Raw genomic sequence first — 16,771 nt, forward strand, 5'->3', positions numbered from 1 at the left:
GTGGTCAGCCGGCGAGCCGGTACTGCGGGGCGGCGGTGGAGCGGCCCAGCACAGTGGTGAGGTCGTCGAGCTGCCGGGCGAGCGGCAGCAGCTCGGCACCGGTCAGGGCCTGGCCCCCGTCGCAGCGGGCCTGCTCCGGGCGCGGGTGCACGTCGATGATGACGCCGTCGGCGCCGGCCGCCACCGCGGCGCGGCTCAGCGGCGCGACCAGGTCGCGGCGGCCGCCGGAGTGCGACGGGTCGACGATGACCGGCAGGTGCGACAGGTGCTGCACCAGCGGGACCGCGGCGATGTCGAGGGTGTTCCTCGTCGCCGGCTCGAAGGTCCGGATCCCGCGCTCGCACAGCACGATGTCGAGGGTGCCGGCGCGCGCGATGTACTCCGCGGCCATCAGCCACTCCTCGATCGTGTTCATCATGCCGCGCTTCAGCAGCACCGGCCGGCCGGCCGCACCGACCGCCTGCAGCAGCGGGAAGTTCTGCATGCTGCGCGTGCCGATCTGCAGCATGTCGGCGTAGCTGGCGACCAGTTCGACGTCGCGGACGCTCAGCACCTCGGTGACGACCGGCAGGCCGGTGCGGTCGCGGACGTCGGCGAGGATCTTCAGGCCCGCCTCGCCGAGGCCCTGGAACGCGTACGGTGACGTGCGCGGCTTGAACGCCCCGCCGCGCAGCATGGTCGCGCCGGCCGACCGGGCGATCTGCGCCGCCTCGGTCGTCTGCGCCGCCGACTCGACGGCGCACGGGCCGGCGATGAGGGTGAACGTGCCGGGGCCGATCGTGACGCCGCCGACCTCGACGACGGAGCGGTCCGTGCGGTGCTCGCGGCTGACCAGCTTGTAGGAGGTGGAGACCCGCCGGACCCGGCGGACCCCTCGCATCTCGTCGATGCCGAGCGTGTCGATGAGTGCCAGGTCGCCGGTGACGCCGATGAAGGTCCGCCCGGACCCACCGGCGACGCTGAGGCGGCCCACGCTCGCTTCGCCGCCCGCTGACTCGACGGCCGCGACGACGGCGTCCACGTCGTCCGGGGTCGCGTCCAGGGACATCACGATGACCATCAGCGACATTCCTCTCGTCGGCGCGCACCGCCGGGCACGGCGCCCGGCGGTGCGGGGCGGGTCGTCAGGCGAGCTGGTGGGGCTTCGCGAACTGTCCGGGCGCCCGGCCCTTGCCGGCCGGGCCGCGGTAGGCCTGGGCCACCTCGAGCCACGCCTGCGCGTCGGCGCCGGTGGCGACCAGGTCGAGGTCGGCGTGGTGGCGGCGGCGGGTCGCGAGGAGGCACAGGTCGACGGCGGAGCCGGTGATCGACTGGGTCGCGCCGTCCGGCCCGAACACCCACTGCGCGCCGGAGGGCGCGGTGACCTCGAAGCGGAACTGCTCGGCCGGCGGGGTCAGGTCGTTGGACTGGTACCCGAACTCCCAGGTGTGCACGACGAAGCCGACGACCCGCTTGAGGCGGTCGGTGTGCTGCCGCCGCACCCCGAGCGCGTCGGCGATGTCCTGGCCGTGGGCGAAGAGCTCGGTCATGCCGGCCGCGCACAGCACGGGCGCGGGGATGGGCCGGACGAGCCACGGCACGAGGGTGCCGTCGGCGACGCCGGCGAGCGCGGCGGTCCCGGCGTCGCGCTCGGCCCGCCAGCGGGCGATCAGCGCCTCGCGGGGCAGCACGAGGTACTCCTCCAGCGCGGCGTTGACGGCCTTGTCGAAGGCGCCGAAGCCGGTGCCGATCCGCTGGGTCAGCGCGGTGAACGCCTCCGGGGTGCCGGCCGCCAGGCCCGCGATCCGGAAGACGAATGCGAGGTGGCCGACCTGGTGGGCCACCGTCCAGCCCTCGGCGGGGGTCGGCAGCGTCCATTGGGACTCGTCGAGGTCGGCGACCATGCGGTCGACGGCCTCGGCCTCGGCGGTGAGGTCGGCGATCACGTCCTGTGCGGTCACGGTTCAGCCTCCGGTCGAGGGGGTACGCGGGGAACGGGTCGGATGGACGAATCAAGCCTGCGGCGGGCGGGGCGCCGTGTCTTCTCCGCCTGTGCCGTGTGGCCGCCGTGCCTGTCCGCGGGCCTGCCGCCGCACCGCCGCTGGAGCCCTGCTGAAGTCCCGATGGAGTGTCGCTGGAGTCCGCGTACTCGCAGGCTGTGGGGCCTTTCGAGCGCCACTTGCCGGACGTTGCCGGTGCCGAGCCGGGGGTCCTACGGTCACAGGACGCAGCACACGTTCGGTCGTTGCGAACCACCGCCGAATGGAGAGAGCCATGGACAGTGTTTCGGAACGGGCCGTCGGGCGCGCGATCGACGTGATGGTGGCCAATCTGGGCGAGCCACTCACGATCGACGACATGGCCGCGAGCGCGATGTTCAGCAAGTTCCACTTCACGCGGGTGTTCCAGCGCGTCACCGGGGTGTCGCCGGGCCGCTTCCTGTCGGCGCTGCGGCTGGAGGAGGCGAAGAAGCTCCTCGTGTCGACGCCGTGGACGGTCGCCGACATCAGCCACCGGGTCGGCTACAACAGCATCGGCACGTTCAGCTCGCGGTTCAAGAGCAGCGTCGGGGTGTCGCCGACCGAGTACCGCCGCCTCGGCGGCCGGGATGTCCGCACGCCACGCTCCCCCTACGACCGCCCGGGCGGCGCCACGATCCACGGTCAGGTGCTGCCGGCCGGCGACCGCGAGATCGGCGTCCTCTTCATCGGCCTGTTCCCGGACCGGATCCCGCAGGGCCGCCCGACGCGGTGCGCGACCCGGCGCGGCGCCGGCCGGTTCGTCATGGAGCACGTGCCCGCCGGCACCTGGCACATGATGGCCCACTCGGAGCCGGTGGGCGGGTCGCCGATGCTGGTGGGCATCGAGGGCCCGATCGTCGTGCACCACGACGGCGACCGGCTGCTGGCGAACCTGTGCCTGCGCCCCCGGTCGGTCTTCGACCCGCCGATCCTGACCGCCCCGCTCAACTCGCGGGCGCTGAACGTCCAGCACCTGCCGGTGAACGCCGACGTGGCCCTGCCGGCGGCCGCGTGAGGAGTGTTCCCCCGCTGCGCGCCCGCCGCGACCTCGAGCCGCGACGGGCGCGCACGTCGTACGGCCGGGCGGGCTCGACCCTCCGGCCGTGTGTCGTGCGCGCCCGTCAGGACGACGCTGGGTTCGGGCTCAGATCCGCACACGGCCGCCCCGCCGTCCGGCGTGGGGCGGCGGTCTGCGGGGTCGTGCCGGAGCGGCGCTCAGCCGGCGAGGCTGGTCGGCTGCCGCCAGGCGGCCGACGTGGTGAAGTTCGGGTCCTCGACCGCCGGGTCGCCGCGCAGGATCGCCCGCTGGAGACGGCGCAGCGGCGGCGAGGGGTCCACACCCAGGTTGGCCACCGTCAGGGTCCGCACCCGCTGGTACGCCTCCAGCGCCTGACCCTGCCGGCCGGCCCGGTACAGGGCCAGCATGTAGAGGGAGTAGAAGTGCTCGTGCAGCGGATAGCGCGCGCACAGCGTGGCCAGTTCGCCGATCAGCTGATGGTGCCGGCCGAGCCGCAGGTCCGTCTCGATGCGCAGGTCCAGGTCGCTGAGGCGGATCTCCTCCAGGCGCGTCGTCTCGAGCCGCAGCTGCGAGCCGGCGGCGATGTCGGCGAACGCCTGCCCGCGCCACAGCCGCAGGGCGGCGGCGAGCTTGGCGGCGGCCTCCTGGTGGTCCTCGCGGTCGGCCGCCTCGTGCCCCTGCGACGACAGCTCCAGGTACCTGGTGGCGTCCACGTCGTCGGGGGCGACGTCGAGCACGTAGCCGCACCGGCGGGTGATGAGCACGTCACGCGGCGAGCGGTGCCCGCCGGCTTCGAGAGCCTGCTGGATCTTCTTGCGCAGCTGCAGCACGTACGTGTGCAGCGTCGGCACCGCGCTGCGCGGCGGGCAGCTGCCCCAGATCTCCTCCAGCAGCGTGGAGATGGTGACCACGTGCCCCGCATTGAGGGCCAGCATGGCCAGTAACTGGCTGGGCTTGTTGGCTGTCGGCACCACGGAGGCGCCGGCGACCGAGACCTCCAGCGGACCGAGGACCTTGATGTCGACTCGCATGGCTACTTCTTCCCTCGTGTGGTGGTGCCGGGCATGACGGGCCTCTCATCCGACCGGACGGCCGAGGCCGAGCCGGCGCGCGAGTTGGTGCAGCCGCCCCGCCAGCGGCAGGATCAGCAGGCCGGCGCTGAGCAGCTCGACGACGACGATCGCGTCGAGATGCGGCCGGCCCCGGTGCAGGCCGGTGAGGACCTGACCGAGGTCGGCGTCCACCGGGCGGGCGTCGTGCCTGCCCGCCGCCGTGGCGCCGAGGTCGAGGTACATCTGCGGGTCCGGGGCGCCGGTGAGCAGGCGGGCGTCGTCGACGAGGTGGACCTGGGCGCCGTCGGCGAAGCCGGCCGGCAGCTCGAGGCCCGCCGCGTTGACGACCAGCGCCCCCTTGGCCAGGTGCGTGCCGGTCGGGGCGTCGCCCACGTCCCCGGTGACGATCACCAGGTTGGCACCGAACAGCGCCTGCTCGACGCTCGCCGTCGAGGTCAGCCGCGCGCCGGCGAGCTCGAGCTGATCGAGCACGCGCGGGTCGAGCGGGGCCGCGTCGGTGGTCCCGCCCGGCCAGACGGCGACGTGGCTGATGTCGCGCGTGTGCTGGGCGTTGACCGCCAGCTGCACCTCGGCGGCGAGGCCGGAGCCGAGCACGCACGCGGTGATGAGGCCCGGGCCCAGCAGCTCCCGCACGGCCAGGGCGGTCAGCGCCGCCGCGCCGAGCAGGCGGAGCATCTCCGCCGGCATGAGGCTGCGGTCGCCGGTGCCGGACAGCTCGCACAGCACGAGCGTCTCGGTGACGTTGCCGGCGTCGGTACCGGCGTCCGCCGGCGTCCACGGCGTGAGGGTGCACCAGTAGGCTGCCGCGCCGGGGACACCTGCCGATGCACCCGGCGCGACGAGCTCCTCCGCCAGGACGTCCAGCGGGTTCATCATCGCGCCGGCGCGCCGCAGCTCCTCGCCGGTGAACAGGAGGATCGGATCAGCCATGTGCACCGCTTCTCATGCGCGCCGTGATTTTGCGCACCGAGCCTGCACGATTTCGCTTTCCGTCTGCCATCCATCCGCTATCAGGGCCGAGAAGACCATTGATTGTCGATAGATGCTTCACCGAATGCACGACCCGATGAACTCCTTCCCAGACGCCGACGGCGGCGCTGAAAAGAAACGCACATGGGGAGGAAATGTAATGTTCACCAATCGTAGGTTCATCGGCAGGCTCTTCCTCGCTGCGGCCACGGCGGTCGCACTGGTCAACACGATCGCGGCTCCGGTGGCCATGGCCTTCGAGCCGTGGCACTGACGCCGCGGGCGGCAGCTCCGTGGCGGCGCCGCACTCGCCGGTGACGGTCGGGCGACCACGCGCGACGACAGGTCCACGAAGGCGTCGACACGACGGCCGGACCCGATCCCCCGATCGGCCAGCGACCGCCCAGCGAGCCCGGCGACCACCACGAGCGGCCCGGCCGACCGAGACCATCGGCGGCCGGGCCGTTTCGGCGCGTCCGGCCCCCGGCCGGGCCGGCGCCGCCGCTCTACACTGAAGCGGCGATTCGACCATCCACCGAACAGTCATGCACAAATCCACCGAAGGGACATCAAGTAGCGTTATTCGCGGCACGCCCGCTCCGGATCGCGGATCGCCAGAACTCGCCACGAAAATATGCTTCAATCGACGTAGGCGAATTGCATTTCGGATCGGCGCAAGCCGGGAAGATCTGCTCATGGCGCCTGCGTGCGATGCTGGAGCACCGCGACGGCCCCGGCCGTCGACCCCGGCGAACGCACGCCAGGCCGCACAGAGCATATCGAACGGGGGGTCACACCAGGTGGCACGGTTGCGAAGCTCGTCCTCGGCCGATCGGGAATCCGAATGAAGTTCAGAATCCTCGGCCCGCTGGAGCTGGTGTGCGGCGGGGACGTGGTGAACATCGGCGGCCCCCGCCTGCGGGTGGTGCTGGCGATGCTGGCCCTGAACGCCAACCGGGTGACACCCGTCAACGCCCTCATCGAGGCGGTCTGGGAGCAGGACGAGCCGACCACCGCCCGCGCGCAGATCCAGATCTGCATCTCGGCGCTGCGCAAGCACGTCACCGGCGCCAACGGCTCGGCGACGATCCGCACCCGGCCGGGCGGCTACATGCTGGAGATCCCCGACGCGGACCTGGACCGCACCGAGTTCACCGCGCGGGTGCAGGAGGCCCGCAAGCACGCCGACGCCGGCCGGCCGGCGGAGGCCTCGACCGCGCTGCGGCAGGCGCTGGCGCTCTGGCGAGGCAACGCGCTGTCCGATGTGGACAGTCCACTGGTGCAGCGGGGCGCCGCCCAGCTGGAGGAGGACCGGCTCTCGGCGATCCAGGAGCTGGCCCGTCTCGACCTGGAGCTGGGCCGTCACCACGAGATCGGCGGCGCGCTCGCGACGCTGGTCGCCGAGCACCCGCTGCGCGAACGGCTGTACGAGCTGCTCATGCTCGCGCTGTACCGCTCCGGCCGGCAGGCCGAGGCCCTCGAGGTGAGCCGCCGCGCCCGGGCCACCCTCATCGACGAGCTCGGGATCGAGCCGGGCGCCGCCCTGCAGCACCTCGAACGGGCCATCCTCAACCGCGACCCGTCGCTGGAGGTGCACCCCGGTGCCCCGCCCGCCGAGCAGAGCACCGCGCCGGCGGCACCGCGGCGCGCTGGACCCGAGCTCACCGTGCTGGTGCCCAACCAGCTGCCGCGCAGCATCGCCGACTTCACCGGGCGCGAGGCCGAGATCGCCGAGATCACCCGCATCCTCACCGACGCGCCCAGGCAGGGCGACGCGCGCTACGCCATGCCGATCGTCGCCCTCGCCGGGAAGGGCGGCGTCGGCAAGTCGTGCCTCGCGGTGCGGGTCGCCCACGAGCTCAGCGACCGCTTCCCCGACGGGCTGCTCTACGCCGACCTCCAGCACCCGGCCGACGAGGACCTGACCGGGGCGCTGCTGACCCGCTTCCTGCGGGCGCTCGGCGTGCCCGGCTCCGCGATCCCCGACGACGTCGAGGAGCGGGCCGAGCTGTACCGCAGCCGCCTCGCGCACCGGCGGGTGCTGGTCGTCCTCGACGACGTGTCCGGGGAGGAGCAGATGCAGCGGCTGCTGCCCGGCAGCCCGACCTGCGCGGTGATCGCGACGAGCCGGATGCGGCTGTCCGGGCTGCCCGGCGCGTACCTCGTCGACGTCGACGTGTTCGACACCGCCAACTCGATGCGGATGCTGTCCAGGATCATAGGGCCGGTCCGGGTCGAGGCCGAGGAGCAGTCGGCGCTCGCGCTGATCGACTTCTGCGACGGCCTGCCGCTGGCGCTGCGCATCGCCGGGGCCCGGCTCGCCTTCAAGCGGCACTGGCGGCTGGAGACGGTCGTCGCCCGGCTCGACGACGAGGCGCACCGCCTCGACGAGTTCAGCCACCGCGGGCTCGAGCTGCGCTCCACCATCGGGCTGACCTACCGCGTGCTCAGCCCGCGCTGCCAGCGGCTGTTCCGGTTGTTCGCACTGATCGAGGCGCCCGACTTCCCCGGCTGGACCGCCGCGGCGCTGCTCGACAGCCCGCTGCGCGAGGCCGAGGACGTGCTGGAGCAGCTCGTCGACGCGCAGCTGCTGGACACCGTCGAATATCCGGGCGAGCGGATCCGGTACCGCTTCCACACACTCATCCGTGCCTACGCCCTGGAGAAGATGGCCGAGCAGGAGCTGGCGCAGGAGCGCGACGAAGCGCTGTCCAGGGTGCTCGGCGCCTGGCTGGGCCTCGCCGAGGACGCCTACCGCAAGGACCACGGCGGCGACTTCAACATCCTGCACGGCACCGCACCCCGCTGGCGGATCGAGGGCGTCGAGCTCGACATCATCGGCAGCCCCCTGGAGTGGTGGGAGACCGAGCGCCGCGCCCTGGTCGCCGCGGTGCGCCAGGCGGCCGCGACCGGGCTGGACGAGCTGTGCTGGGACATCGCGCTCACCTCGGCCGGGCTGTTCGAGGTGAAGGGCTACTTCAGCGACTGGCAGGAGACCACCGAGCTGGGCCTGGCCGCCGCGGAGCTCGCCGGCAACAGGATCGGCCGGGCCGCCATGCTGTACTCGCTGGGCTGCCTGCACATGGTGCAGAAGCGGCTCGCCGAGGCCAGGCAGTGCTTCGGCACCGCGCTGGGCATCTTCCGCGCCGCGGGCCACGTGCACGGCTGCGCGCTGGTGCTGCGCGAGTCGGGCATCGTCGACCGGCACCAGGGCCGGTTCGCCGAGATGCTCGACAAGTTCCAGGAGGCACGGCGGCTGCTGCAGCACGTCGGCGACGCCACCGGCGAGGCGCACGTGCTGCAGAGCCTCGCCGGCTACTGGGTCGACGAGGGCGACACCGCGCAGGCGCACGAGCATCTGACCCGGGCGCTGGAGCTGTGCCTCACGGCCCGGCACCTGCGGGGCGAGGCGCAGGTGATGCACCGCTTCGCCGAGCTGTACCTGCGCACCGACCAGGTCGAGCTGGCCCGGCAGTCGTTGCACCGGGCCCTGCTCATCGTGCGTGACCTCGGCGACCGGATCGGCGAGTGCTACACGCTCTACGGGCTGGGCGTCGTGCGGCACCAGGAGGGCCGCCTCGACCAGGCGCAGACGACGTTGCAGCACGCGCTCTCCCTTGCTCGTGAACTCGGTGAGCGGATGGTCGAGGCCAAGGCGCTCTACGCACTCGGCGAGATCGTGCTCGCCAGGGGTGCCTACTCGGCCGCCGCCGCCCACCTGCTCGACGCCGCCCACCTGCTCGACGAGCTCGACTCGGCGATGTGGCACGGCAAGACCCTCAGCCTGCTCGCCGAGGTGCACCGCAACCAGGGCGAGTTCGAGCTCGCCCGGGCCGAGACCGAGCAGGCCAGGATGCTGCTCACCGACGTGAGCTCCCGCGACGCCGCCTACCTGCTGGTGCAGCTGGAGACGACCCGGGCCGCCCTGGACGCGGAGCAGATCACGCGCTGACCCGGCGCCGCCGCTGCTGGCGGGGCGCCGGGCCGGCGGCGCGGATCATTCGATGCGGGTCACGAGACCAGGTCCGGCTGCCGCGGGGTGCCCTGGCCACCGGCCTGCGCGGGGATCGGCTCGACGTCCTCGGGCACGTCGGCCTTGGCCGCCAGCTTCGAGGGCCACCAGAGGTGCCGCCCGGCGTCCAGGCTCAGCGCGGTGACGAGCACCGAGCGCACGATGAACGTGTCGAGCAGGACGCCCAGCGCCACCGCGAAGCCCATCTCGGCGAGGAAGACCAGCGGCAGGCTGGCCAGCACGCCGAAGGTGGCGGCCAGGACCAGGCCGGCGGAGGTGATCACGCCGCCGGTGACGGCCAGGCCGACCAGCGCACCCCGCCGCGTCCCGATCCGCAGCGCCTCCTCCCGGACCCGGGTGACCAGGAAGATGTTGTAGTCGATGCCCAGCGCCACCAGGAAGACGAAGACGTAGAGCGGGAAGCTGCTGTCGACGCCGGCGAAGCCGAACACGTGCTCGAACACCAGCGTGCTGACGCCCAGCGCGGCACCGAAGGACAGCACCACCGTCGCCATGAGCAGCAGCGGCGCGACGATCGCCCGCAGCAGCACGCAGAGGATGAGCAGCACCACCACGAGCACCAGCGGGATGATCAGCCGGTTGTCGTGCTTGGTGGCCCGGTCCATGTCCAGGCTCATCGCCGTCGGCCCGCCGACCTTCGCGTCGGCGCCGGCGACCGCGTGCACCGCCGCGCGCAGCCGCACGATCGTGTCGTCGGCGGCGGCGCTGCCCGGCTGGGCCTGTAGCGTGCCCTCGATCAGGGCGAGCCCGTTCTTGACCACCGGCTCGGTGACGTCCACGACGCCGGCCGTGCCGCTGATGCCCGCCTTCAGTGCCGCGGCGCTGTCGGCCTTGCCCACCACCACGACCGGCTCGCCGGAGCCCGCCGGGAAGTGCTTGGACAGGACCTTCATCGCGCTGATCGACGGCTGCTCCGTCACGAACGTGTCCTCGGCGGACAGGATCCTGACGTTGAGCTGGGTGAGGCCGAGCGCCATGACACCGAGCACGAGCGCGGTGCCGATCCAGACGGTGCGCGGGCGGCGGGCGATCCGCTCGCCGAGCCGGGCCCAGACGCCGTGCGCGCTGGGCTCGGCGGAGCCGACCTGCGGCTTCTTCGGCCAGAACAGCCAGCGGCCGCAGATCACCAGCAGCGCCGGGAGCAGGGTCACCGCGACGAGCAGGCCGACGGCGATGCCGACCGCGGCGACCGGGCCGAGGCCGCTGGTGGAGTTCATGTCCGCGAACAGCAGGCACAGCATGCCGATCGCGACCGTGGCCGCGCTGGCCACGATGGCCGGTGCCGCGCGGCGCAGGGCGACGGCCATCGCGGCGTGCCGGTCCTCGTGCCGGCGCAGCGCCTCGCGGTACCGCGCGATGAGCAGCAACGCGTAGTCCGTGGTGGCACCGAAGACGAGCACGGTGAGGATCGAGGAGCTCTCACCGGTCGCGGTTACGCCGGCGTTCTTCGCCAGCAGGTAGATCACCGCCTCCGACGTGACGAGCGCGATCATCGCGCTGATCACCGGCAGCAGCCACAGCACCGGGCTGCGGTAGATGACCAGCAGCAGCACCACCACGACCAGGACGGTGGCGAACATCAGGGTGAAGTCGGCACCCTCGAACGCACTCACGTTGTCGGCGGTGAAGGCGAGCGGCCCGGCGATGTGCACCGTGAGTCCGGTGTCGCCGGCGGACGCGATGGCCCGGATCGCCTTGACCCGGTCGAGCGCCTTCGCCGGGTCGTCGGTGGTGACCTTCACCGGCACCACGACCTGCAGCGCCTGGCCGTCCTTGGCCTCGACGGGCGGGGAGACCTCCCCCGCGATGCCGTCCACGCCGGCGAACTTCGCCACGTCGGCCTTGACCTTCTCCAGGTCGGCGGGGGTCGTCCCGGACGGGCGCTCGTAGACGACGACCGCGGGTGCCACCTCGGTCGGCTGGAACTGCTTCTGCAGCTCGACGACCTGGGTCGACTCGGCGCTGCCGGGGAGCCACTGCGCGATGTCGTTCTTCTGCACGCCCGTGAGCTCACCCGACAGCGGCGACAGGCCCATGAACAACACGAGCCACACGCCGAGCACGATCCACTTCGTCCGGCGCCCGCTGATGAGCCTCGCGACTCCAGCTACACGCTCCATGACTCCCCTCCCCCGGTCTGCACGACCTCGGTTGGCTTCCTTGGTTGGGTTCGGCACCGTACATCGGTACTAGTTCATTTCTAAAAGCTAGCTTGCTAGAAACAAGCATACGGCGTCAAGCGCATCACGCAGTACGATCGGGTGATGAGCAAGCGAGCGTATGGGCAGTTCTGCGGCATCTCACGCGCGCTCGAGCTGATCGGGGAGCGCTGGACGTTGCTCATCGTCCGGGACCTCCTCGTCGGCCCGCGCCGCTACACCGACCTGCGGATCGGCCTGCCCGGCATCCCGACCAACGTGCTGTCCGACCGGCTCAAGGACCTCGAGCGCAACGGCCTCGTCCGCCGCAGCCTGCAGGCGCGGCCCGGCGGCGCCGTCGTCTACGAGCTGACCGACTACGGCACCCAGCTCGAGCCGGCCGTGCTCCAGCTGGGCAAGTGGGGGGCCGGCGCCCTCACCGACCCCGGGCCGGACGAGGTCGTCACGCCGGACTCTCTGGTCATGGCCCTGCGCACGACGTTCGAGCCGGCCGCCGCCGTGGGTGTGCACGCGGTCCTGGAGCTGCGCTTCGGCGAGGTCGTGGTGCACGCCCACATCGACGACGGGCGGCTCGAGGTGCACCCCGGCGGGCTCGACACGCCCGACCTCGTCATCGAGGCAGGACCCGTCCTGCGGGCGGTGATGGCGGGCGAGGTCGCCGCCGACGACGCCGTCGCCGGAGGCGACGTCACCCTCACGGGCGACGAGACGCTGTTCGCGCGGTTCGCGGAGCTGTTCCCGATCAGGCCACGCCCACCCGTCGCTGCGGCCTGACCGCGGCGGGTGCGCCGCGCGACGCCACCCACCAGGCCGCGCCCCACCAGGCCACGCCCAACCGACGCCGCGGCCTGACCGTGGTGCGTGGCCCGCGCGGCACCGCCCGGCAACCCGTGCCCCACCAGGCTGCGTCCGTCCGTCGCCGCGGCCTGACCGCGCAACGGCCTGCGCTCCATCAGGCCACGTCCGCGCGTCGCCGCGGCCTGATCGTGCCGGCGGGCAGCCCGCGGGCGACGCCGCCCAGCAGGTCGACGACCGCCGCCGGGGACGGCTGGCGGGCGATCTCCGCGGCGACGGCGCGGGCCGCCACCGCCGCCTGACCCGCACCGCGCCGCTCGCCGAGCAGTGCGGCGCAGGCCGCCACGGCATCGGGCACGGTCAGCTCGTCGGGCAGGATGCAGGCACCGGCGCCGGAGCGGGCGACCGCCTCGGCGTTGTCAACCTGGTCGTCGAAGACCGGGATCACCAGCTGCGGGACGCCGGCCATGAACGCGGTCAGCGCGGTCCCCTGCCCACCGTGGTGCACGGCCAGGTCGCAGGTCTGCAGCACCTGCCACAGCGGCATCCGCCCGACCTGACGGGCGACCGCCGGCAGCGGCGGCCAGGTCGCGGCGACCGCGTCGTCGACGGCGACGACCACCTCCACGTCGAGCCGCCCGAGGCGCTCCAGCAGCGGCACCACCACGCCGGTGACGCCGTCGGCGCCGAGCCGCGGCAGCACCGTGCCGAGCGTCAGGCAGATCCGCGGCCGGCGCGGCGGCGCCCACAGCCAGGACGGCACGCGCGCGTCGCCGTTGTACGGCACGCAGCACATCCCGTGATGGGCCGCGGCATGCCGCAGCCGCAGGCTCGGCGGCCACGGGTTGAGCACCTCGCGCGGGGCGGGCAGCGCGGCCAGGCCGTGCCGCTCGAGACCCTCCGCGAGCTGCACGGCGGCCCCGGCCCGGTACTCCGCCAGCCGCGCGACCCCCCACTGCAGCTCGACCTGCGGCACCCCGCACACCGCGGCGGCGATCGGCCCCGCGAACTCGGCCCGCTCGCTGACGATCACGTCCGGCCGCCACGCGCGGACGAGCTCCAGCATCCCGGGCAGCGCGGACGCCGCGATCCGCCCGAACGCGTGCCCGTTGGCGAGCCGCCGCTGCTGCAGGTCCTCGGGGATGCCGGCCGCCGTGGTCAGGTCCACGAAGTCGATCGCCGGGCCGCACGACGCGACCGGCAGCCCGGATCTCGTCACCTCGGGCAGGAAGTTGTCCGACGTCGCGACGAGGACCTCGTGCCCGAACGTGCGGCAGCTCCAGGCGAGCGGCACCAGCGGGAACAGGTGCCCGGACAGAGCGACGGACGTGAACAGCACGCGCATACCGGTCAGCATCCGCCGCACGGCACCGCGCCGTCTTCTTCCATCGAGCCATCGCGCACCGTGCGTGTCCGTTCCCGCACGGCAGGAGATGCACCGCCATCGGGCGCGATGCGACGGTCGGAGCGTCCCGCAGCAGCTGTGCCTAGGAGGAGATGGTGACCACGACCGAAGTCCCCGACCGCGAGGAGCTCGTCCGCCGGGCGGCAGCCCTGCGGCCGACCCTGCGTGCCCGCACGGGCTGGGCGGAGGAGCACCGCCGCCTGCACGACGAGACCATCGAGGCCCTCGCGGACGCCGGGCTGTTCAAGCTGCGCACGCCGAAGCGCTACGGCGGCTACGCGGCGGACGCCGCGACCCTCGTCGACGTCGCCACGGAGCTGGGCCACGCCGACAGCTCGACCTCCTGGGTCACCGCGGTCTACTGGATCCCCACCTGGATGGCGGGGCTGTTCCCGCAGGCCGTCCAGGACGAGGTGTTCTCGACCCCGGACGTGCGCATCTGCGGCACGCTGAGCCCCAGCGCGCTGGCCCGCCCCGCCGACGGCGGCATCGTCGTCAACGGCAAGTGGGGCTTCATCAGCGGCGCGCACCACGCGCACTGGCAGGAGATCATCGCCATCCTGGCGCCGGAGAACGGTGAGCCGTACCCGGTGATGGCGCTCGTGCCGATGAGCGACCTGCTGGTCGTCGACGACTGGCACACGACGGGGCTGCGCGGCACCGGCAGCGTCTCCACCGTCGCGCAGGAGCTGTTCATCCCGCAGGAGCGGGTCGTGCCGCTGCCGGCGGTGCTGCAGGGCTCCGCGGCCGGCGCCGGCAACGGTGCTGCTACGGAGACCATGCACCAGGTGCCGCTGCTGCCGGTCGCCTCGGCGTCCTCGGTCGGCACCGTCCTGGGCATGACCCGCGCGGCGAAGGAGAGCTTCTTCAAGCGCCTGCCCAACCGGAAGATCACCTACACCGGCTACGAGTCCCAGCGTGACGCGCCACTCACCCACTTCCAGGTCGCCGAGGCCGCGACGAAGAGCGACCAGGCGGCGTTCCACGCCCACCGGCTCGCCGCCACCGTCGACGAGAAGGCGGCCGCGGGCCTGCCCTGGAAGCTGGAGGAGCGGGCCCGCGCCCGGGCCGACATGGGCACCGCCGTCCGCCTGGCGAAGGAGGCCGTGGACATCCTGGCGTCGGCCAGCGGCGGCTCGTCGGTGTACCAGGACGTGCCGATCCAGCGCATCGCGCACGACCTGCACACCATCAACCTGCACGCGCTGATGAACCCGAACACCAACGCCGAGCTCTACGGCCGGGTCCTGTGCGGCCTGGAGCCCAACACCCTCTACATCTGACCGGCACCTGATCCGGACCGACCCGAACCGACAGGAGACTGGCATGACCACCACCACCCAGGGCCCGGCCGCGGACCAGGTCGCCGTCGCCGGCCTCACCCAGCGGGTCATCGCCGCCTGGGCCTACGGCGACGGCGACGGCTTCGCCGACGTCTTCACCGAGGACGGCACGATGATCCTGCCCGGCATGTACCGCAAGGGCCGCGAGGAGATCCGCGCGTACCTCAAGGACGCGTTCGCCAACCAGTACAAGAACACCCAGGTCACCGGGAAGCCGATCGACATGCGTTTCCTCGGCGACAGCGTCGTGGTGCTCCAGACGCAGGGCGGCGTGCTCGCGGCCGGCGAGTCCGAGGTCTCCGACGACCAGGCGATCCGGGCCACCTGGCTGGCCGTCAAGCAGGACGGGGCGTGGCGCCTGGCCGCGTACCAGAACAGCCCGGCCTTCAAGAGCCTGCCCACCCCGGGCACGCAGGGCTGACGGACCTGCCGCGAGAATCCCCTCGACCCTCCTCGCGGCGGCGCGACGGCCGGATCCCTTCAGGGGATCCGGCCGTCGTCGCGTCCGCCCCGAGCGGTGTCGCGCCCGGTCCGGCCGGTACCGACGCGACAGAAGCCAACGGGAAACGACAGAAGCCAACGGAAAAGGGCCGGTCCACTCAGGACCGGCCCTTCTCATGCGCGGTGGATCACGGCGCGGCCGGCACCTCGACCGCCTGGCCCGTCTTGATCGCGGGCTCGGCCGGCGGCGCCTCCGGCTTGCGCCGGCCCAGCTTCGACAGCGGCTGCTCCAGCAGGTAGTAGCTGACCGCGGAGACCGCGATGGTGCCCACGGTCGTCCAGGTCAGCAGCCACCAGAAGTTGGCCGCGCCGTAGAGCTCCGGGCCGAAGCCCGGCGTGTTGCCGAAGAGCGGCCCCTGCTTCAGCAGCAGCGAGACCACCACCATGTGCCACAGGTAGACGCCGTACGAGATCCGCCCGACGAACCGGATCGGCCGCGGGTTCAGGGTGAGCTCCATCAGCCGCGAGCGCACTCCGGGGACCGTCAGCGGCGCCACGATCAGGCCCGCGAAGAGCAGCACCAGGGCGTGGATGAGCAGCTCCTGGTTGAACGACGCCCAGTCGCCCATGCCGAGCTTGCCGAAGAACCGGTTCAGGTTCGCCACGAAGACGACCAGCGCCAGCGCCCACAGCACGTTGGGGTGCCTGGCCACGAACGCGTAGCTGCGCGGGGTCTTGCCGCTCACCTGGTGGTACGCCGACACCGTCGCCAGCAGCATGCCGATGGCGAACGCGTCGTAGTAGCCGAACGGCCAGTACCAGAGGTTGTAGACGACCGCGGTGTCCAGCTGCGACGGCACGTTGGTGTAGACCGTCCACGCGAAGCCGACCACCGCGAAGAGCGTCAGCGGCGCCAGCATCCGCCGCCGCTTCGCCTCCAGCGTCGCGGCCTTGCGCGCGTACCGGCCGATCAGCACGGCGATGCCGGGCAGGATCAGGTAGAACAGCATCTCCGCCGGCACCGTCCAGGTCGGCACGAGACCGGTGATCCAGGGCGAGTTCGGCCAGTAGAAGTGCATCAGCAGGTAGGGCCGCGCCGCGTACCAGAACCCGTCGATTTTGTTGATGTCGAAGACGAGCAGCGCGAACGTGACGACCACCCAGTAGGCCGGGATCAGCCGCAGGAACCGCCGCCACCAGAAGGGCCGCGCCGGCGGATGCTTGGTCCCGGCCAGCACGGCACGGGCGAAGGGCCGGTAGAGGAAGAACGCCGAGAGCACGAAGAACGGCGCCAGGCAGACGGACAGGCCGTCGGCGAGGACCGTCCAGATGCCGTGCGTCGGCAGGTCCAGGAAGCTGGTCAGACCGGCATAGAACGCGACATGGTAGACCACGACGCCGAGCGCCAGGTAACCGCGTAAGCCCTCCAGCTTGTGGTCACGTCTGGTCTCGCCGGCGTTCTCGGTGCGCACGCCGGCGGCAATGGGTGCCGTCATTCTCGCTCCTCATCTGTTCATCGGCACAGCGGCGGAAAA

General features: G+C 72.5%; 13 protein-coding genes. 6 read left to right on the plus strand and 7 right to left on the minus strand.

Features of this window, described 5'->3' with window-relative positions:
- Positions 1-4: 4 nt before the first annotated feature.
- The gene (gene aroF / locus ACFY3L_RS21895) at positions 5-1,060 is read right to left on the minus strand and encodes a 3-deoxy-7-phosphoheptulonate synthase (protein ID WP_389326787.1); all 1,056 of its coding nucleotides are present in this window, start codon (positions 1,058-1,060) and stop codon (positions 5-7) included.
- Between the two features lie 64 nt (positions 1,061-1,124).
- Positions 1,125-1,940, minus strand: a complete 816-nt coding sequence (locus ACFY3L_RS21900) for a TIGR03084 family metal-binding protein (protein ID WP_389326790.1) — start codon at positions 1,938-1,940, stop codon at positions 1,125-1,127.
- Between the two features lie 313 nt (positions 1,941-2,253).
- Here ACFY3L_RS21900 and ACFY3L_RS21905 point away from each other — a divergent pair, with 313 nt between their 5' ends.
- A complete protein-coding gene (locus ACFY3L_RS21905) occupies positions 2,254-3,015 on the plus strand; it encodes an AraC family transcriptional regulator (RefSeq protein ID WP_389326793.1) in 762 nt (253 codons plus the stop codon).
- A 200-nt stretch (positions 3,016-3,215) separates the two neighbouring features.
- Here the strand turns inward: ACFY3L_RS21905 and ACFY3L_RS21910 are convergent, their stop codons facing one another.
- Positions 3,216-4,049 carry a BTAD domain-containing putative transcriptional regulator gene (locus tag ACFY3L_RS21910; protein ID WP_389326796.1) on the minus strand — a complete coding sequence of 278 codons (834 nt, stop codon included), beginning with the start codon at positions 4,047-4,049 and terminating at the stop codon, positions 3,216-3,218.
- 45 nt (positions 4,050-4,094) lie between these two features.
- The gene (locus tag ACFY3L_RS21915; protein WP_389326799.1) at positions 4,095-5,021 is read right to left on the minus strand and encodes a hypothetical protein; all 927 of its coding nucleotides are present in this window, start codon (positions 5,019-5,021) and stop codon (positions 4,095-4,097) included.
- A gap of 124 nt (positions 5,022-5,145) precedes the next feature.
- Here ACFY3L_RS21915 and ACFY3L_RS21920 point away from each other — a divergent pair, with 124 nt between their 5' ends.
- Both ACFY3L_RS21920 and ACFY3L_RS21925 read left to right on the plus strand, forming a co-directional pair.
- Complete coding sequence (locus tag ACFY3L_RS21920; RefSeq protein ID WP_389326801.1) at positions 5,146-5,334, plus strand: hypothetical protein; 189 nt, start codon at positions 5,146-5,148, stop codon at positions 5,332-5,334.
- Positions 5,335-5,904: 570 nt separating this feature from the next.
- Complete coding sequence (locus ACFY3L_RS21925) at positions 5,905-9,012, plus strand: BTAD domain-containing putative transcriptional regulator (protein WP_389326804.1); 3,108 nt, start codon at positions 5,905-5,907, stop codon at positions 9,010-9,012.
- Between the two features lie 59 nt (positions 9,013-9,071).
- Here ACFY3L_RS21925 and ACFY3L_RS21930 read toward each other — a convergent pair whose 3' ends face one another.
- Complete coding sequence (locus ACFY3L_RS21930) at positions 9,072-11,213, minus strand: MMPL family transporter (RefSeq protein ID WP_389326807.1); 2,142 nt, start codon at positions 11,211-11,213, stop codon at positions 9,072-9,074.
- Positions 11,214-11,357: 144 nt separating this feature from the next.
- Here ACFY3L_RS21930 and ACFY3L_RS21935 point away from each other — a divergent pair, with 144 nt between their 5' ends.
- Positions 11,358-12,026 (plus strand): winged helix-turn-helix transcriptional regulator, encoded by a 669-nt coding sequence (locus ACFY3L_RS21935; protein WP_389326809.1) that lies wholly within the window; start codon positions 11,358-11,360, stop codon positions 12,024-12,026.
- A gap of 178 nt (positions 12,027-12,204) precedes the next feature.
- Here the strand turns inward: ACFY3L_RS21935 and ACFY3L_RS21940 are convergent, their stop codons facing one another.
- On the minus strand, positions 12,205-13,392 hold the full coding sequence (locus tag ACFY3L_RS21940; RefSeq protein WP_389326811.1) for a nucleotide disphospho-sugar-binding domain-containing protein: 1,188 nt from the start codon (positions 13,390-13,392) through the stop codon (positions 12,205-12,207).
- 152 nt (positions 13,393-13,544) lie between these two features.
- Between ACFY3L_RS21940 and ACFY3L_RS21945 the strand changes: the two genes are divergently transcribed.
- Complete coding sequence (locus tag ACFY3L_RS21945; protein ID WP_389326813.1) at positions 13,545-14,735, plus strand: acyl-CoA dehydrogenase family protein; 1,191 nt, start codon at positions 13,545-13,547, stop codon at positions 14,733-14,735.
- A gap of 43 nt (positions 14,736-14,778) precedes the next feature.
- Entirely contained in the window at positions 14,779-15,216 is a 438-nt protein-coding gene (locus ACFY3L_RS21950; RefSeq protein WP_389326815.1) for an SgcJ/EcaC family oxidoreductase, read from the plus strand.
- Between the two features lie 208 nt (positions 15,217-15,424).
- On the opposite strand, the gene ACFY3L_RS21955 is transcribed toward ACFY3L_RS21950, so the two are convergent.
- Complete coding sequence (locus tag ACFY3L_RS21955) at positions 15,425-16,732, minus strand: acyltransferase family protein (protein WP_389326817.1); 1,308 nt, start codon at positions 16,730-16,732, stop codon at positions 15,425-15,427.
- Positions 16,733-16,771: the final 39 nt, after the last annotated feature.

The organism is Dactylosporangium sp. NPDC000521, assembly GCF_042898305.1.
In the GTDB taxonomy this organism is placed as follows: Bacteria; Actinomycetota; Actinomycetes; order Mycobacteriales; family Micromonosporaceae; genus Dactylosporangium.

Excerpts from the sequence above, each read along its gene's own strand:
- aroF (WP_389326787.1), bottom strand. The coding sequence starts at position 1,060 with ATGGTCATCGTGATGTCCCTGGACGCGACCCCGGACGACGTGGACGCC.
- ACFY3L_RS21905 (WP_389326793.1), top strand. The coding sequence starts at position 2,254 with ATGGACAGTGTTTCGGAACGGGCCGTCGGGCGCGCGATCGACGTGATG.
- ACFY3L_RS21910 (WP_389326796.1), bottom strand. The coding sequence starts at position 4,049 with ATGCGAGTCGACATCAAGGTCCTCGGTCCGCTGGAGGTCTCGGTCGCC.
- ACFY3L_RS21915 (WP_389326799.1), bottom strand. The coding sequence starts at position 5,021 with ATGGCTGATCCGATCCTCCTGTTCACCGGCGAGGAGCTGCGGCGCGCC.
- ACFY3L_RS21920 (WP_389326801.1), top strand. The coding sequence starts at position 5,146 with ATGCACGACCCGATGAACTCCTTCCCAGACGCCGACGGCGGCGCTGAA.
- ACFY3L_RS21925 (WP_389326804.1), top strand. The coding sequence starts at position 5,905 with ATGAAGTTCAGAATCCTCGGCCCGCTGGAGCTGGTGTGCGGCGGGGAC.
- ACFY3L_RS21930 (WP_389326807.1), bottom strand. The coding sequence starts at position 11,213 with ATGGAGCGTGTAGCTGGAGTCGCGAGGCTCATCAGCGGGCGCCGGACG.
- ACFY3L_RS21935 (WP_389326809.1), top strand. The coding sequence starts at position 11,358 with ATGAGCAAGCGAGCGTATGGGCAGTTCTGCGGCATCTCACGCGCGCTC.
- ACFY3L_RS21940 (WP_389326811.1), bottom strand. The coding sequence starts at position 13,392 with ATGCGCGTGCTGTTCACGTCCGTCGCTCTGTCCGGGCACCTGTTCCCG.
- ACFY3L_RS21945 (WP_389326813.1), top strand. The coding sequence starts at position 13,545 with ATGGTGACCACGACCGAAGTCCCCGACCGCGAGGAGCTCGTCCGCCGG.
- ACFY3L_RS21950 (WP_389326815.1), top strand. The coding sequence starts at position 14,779 with ATGACCACCACCACCCAGGGCCCGGCCGCGGACCAGGTCGCCGTCGCC.
- ACFY3L_RS21955 (WP_389326817.1), bottom strand. The coding sequence starts at position 16,732 with ATGACGGCACCCATTGCCGCCGGCGTGCGCACCGAGAACGCCGGCGAG.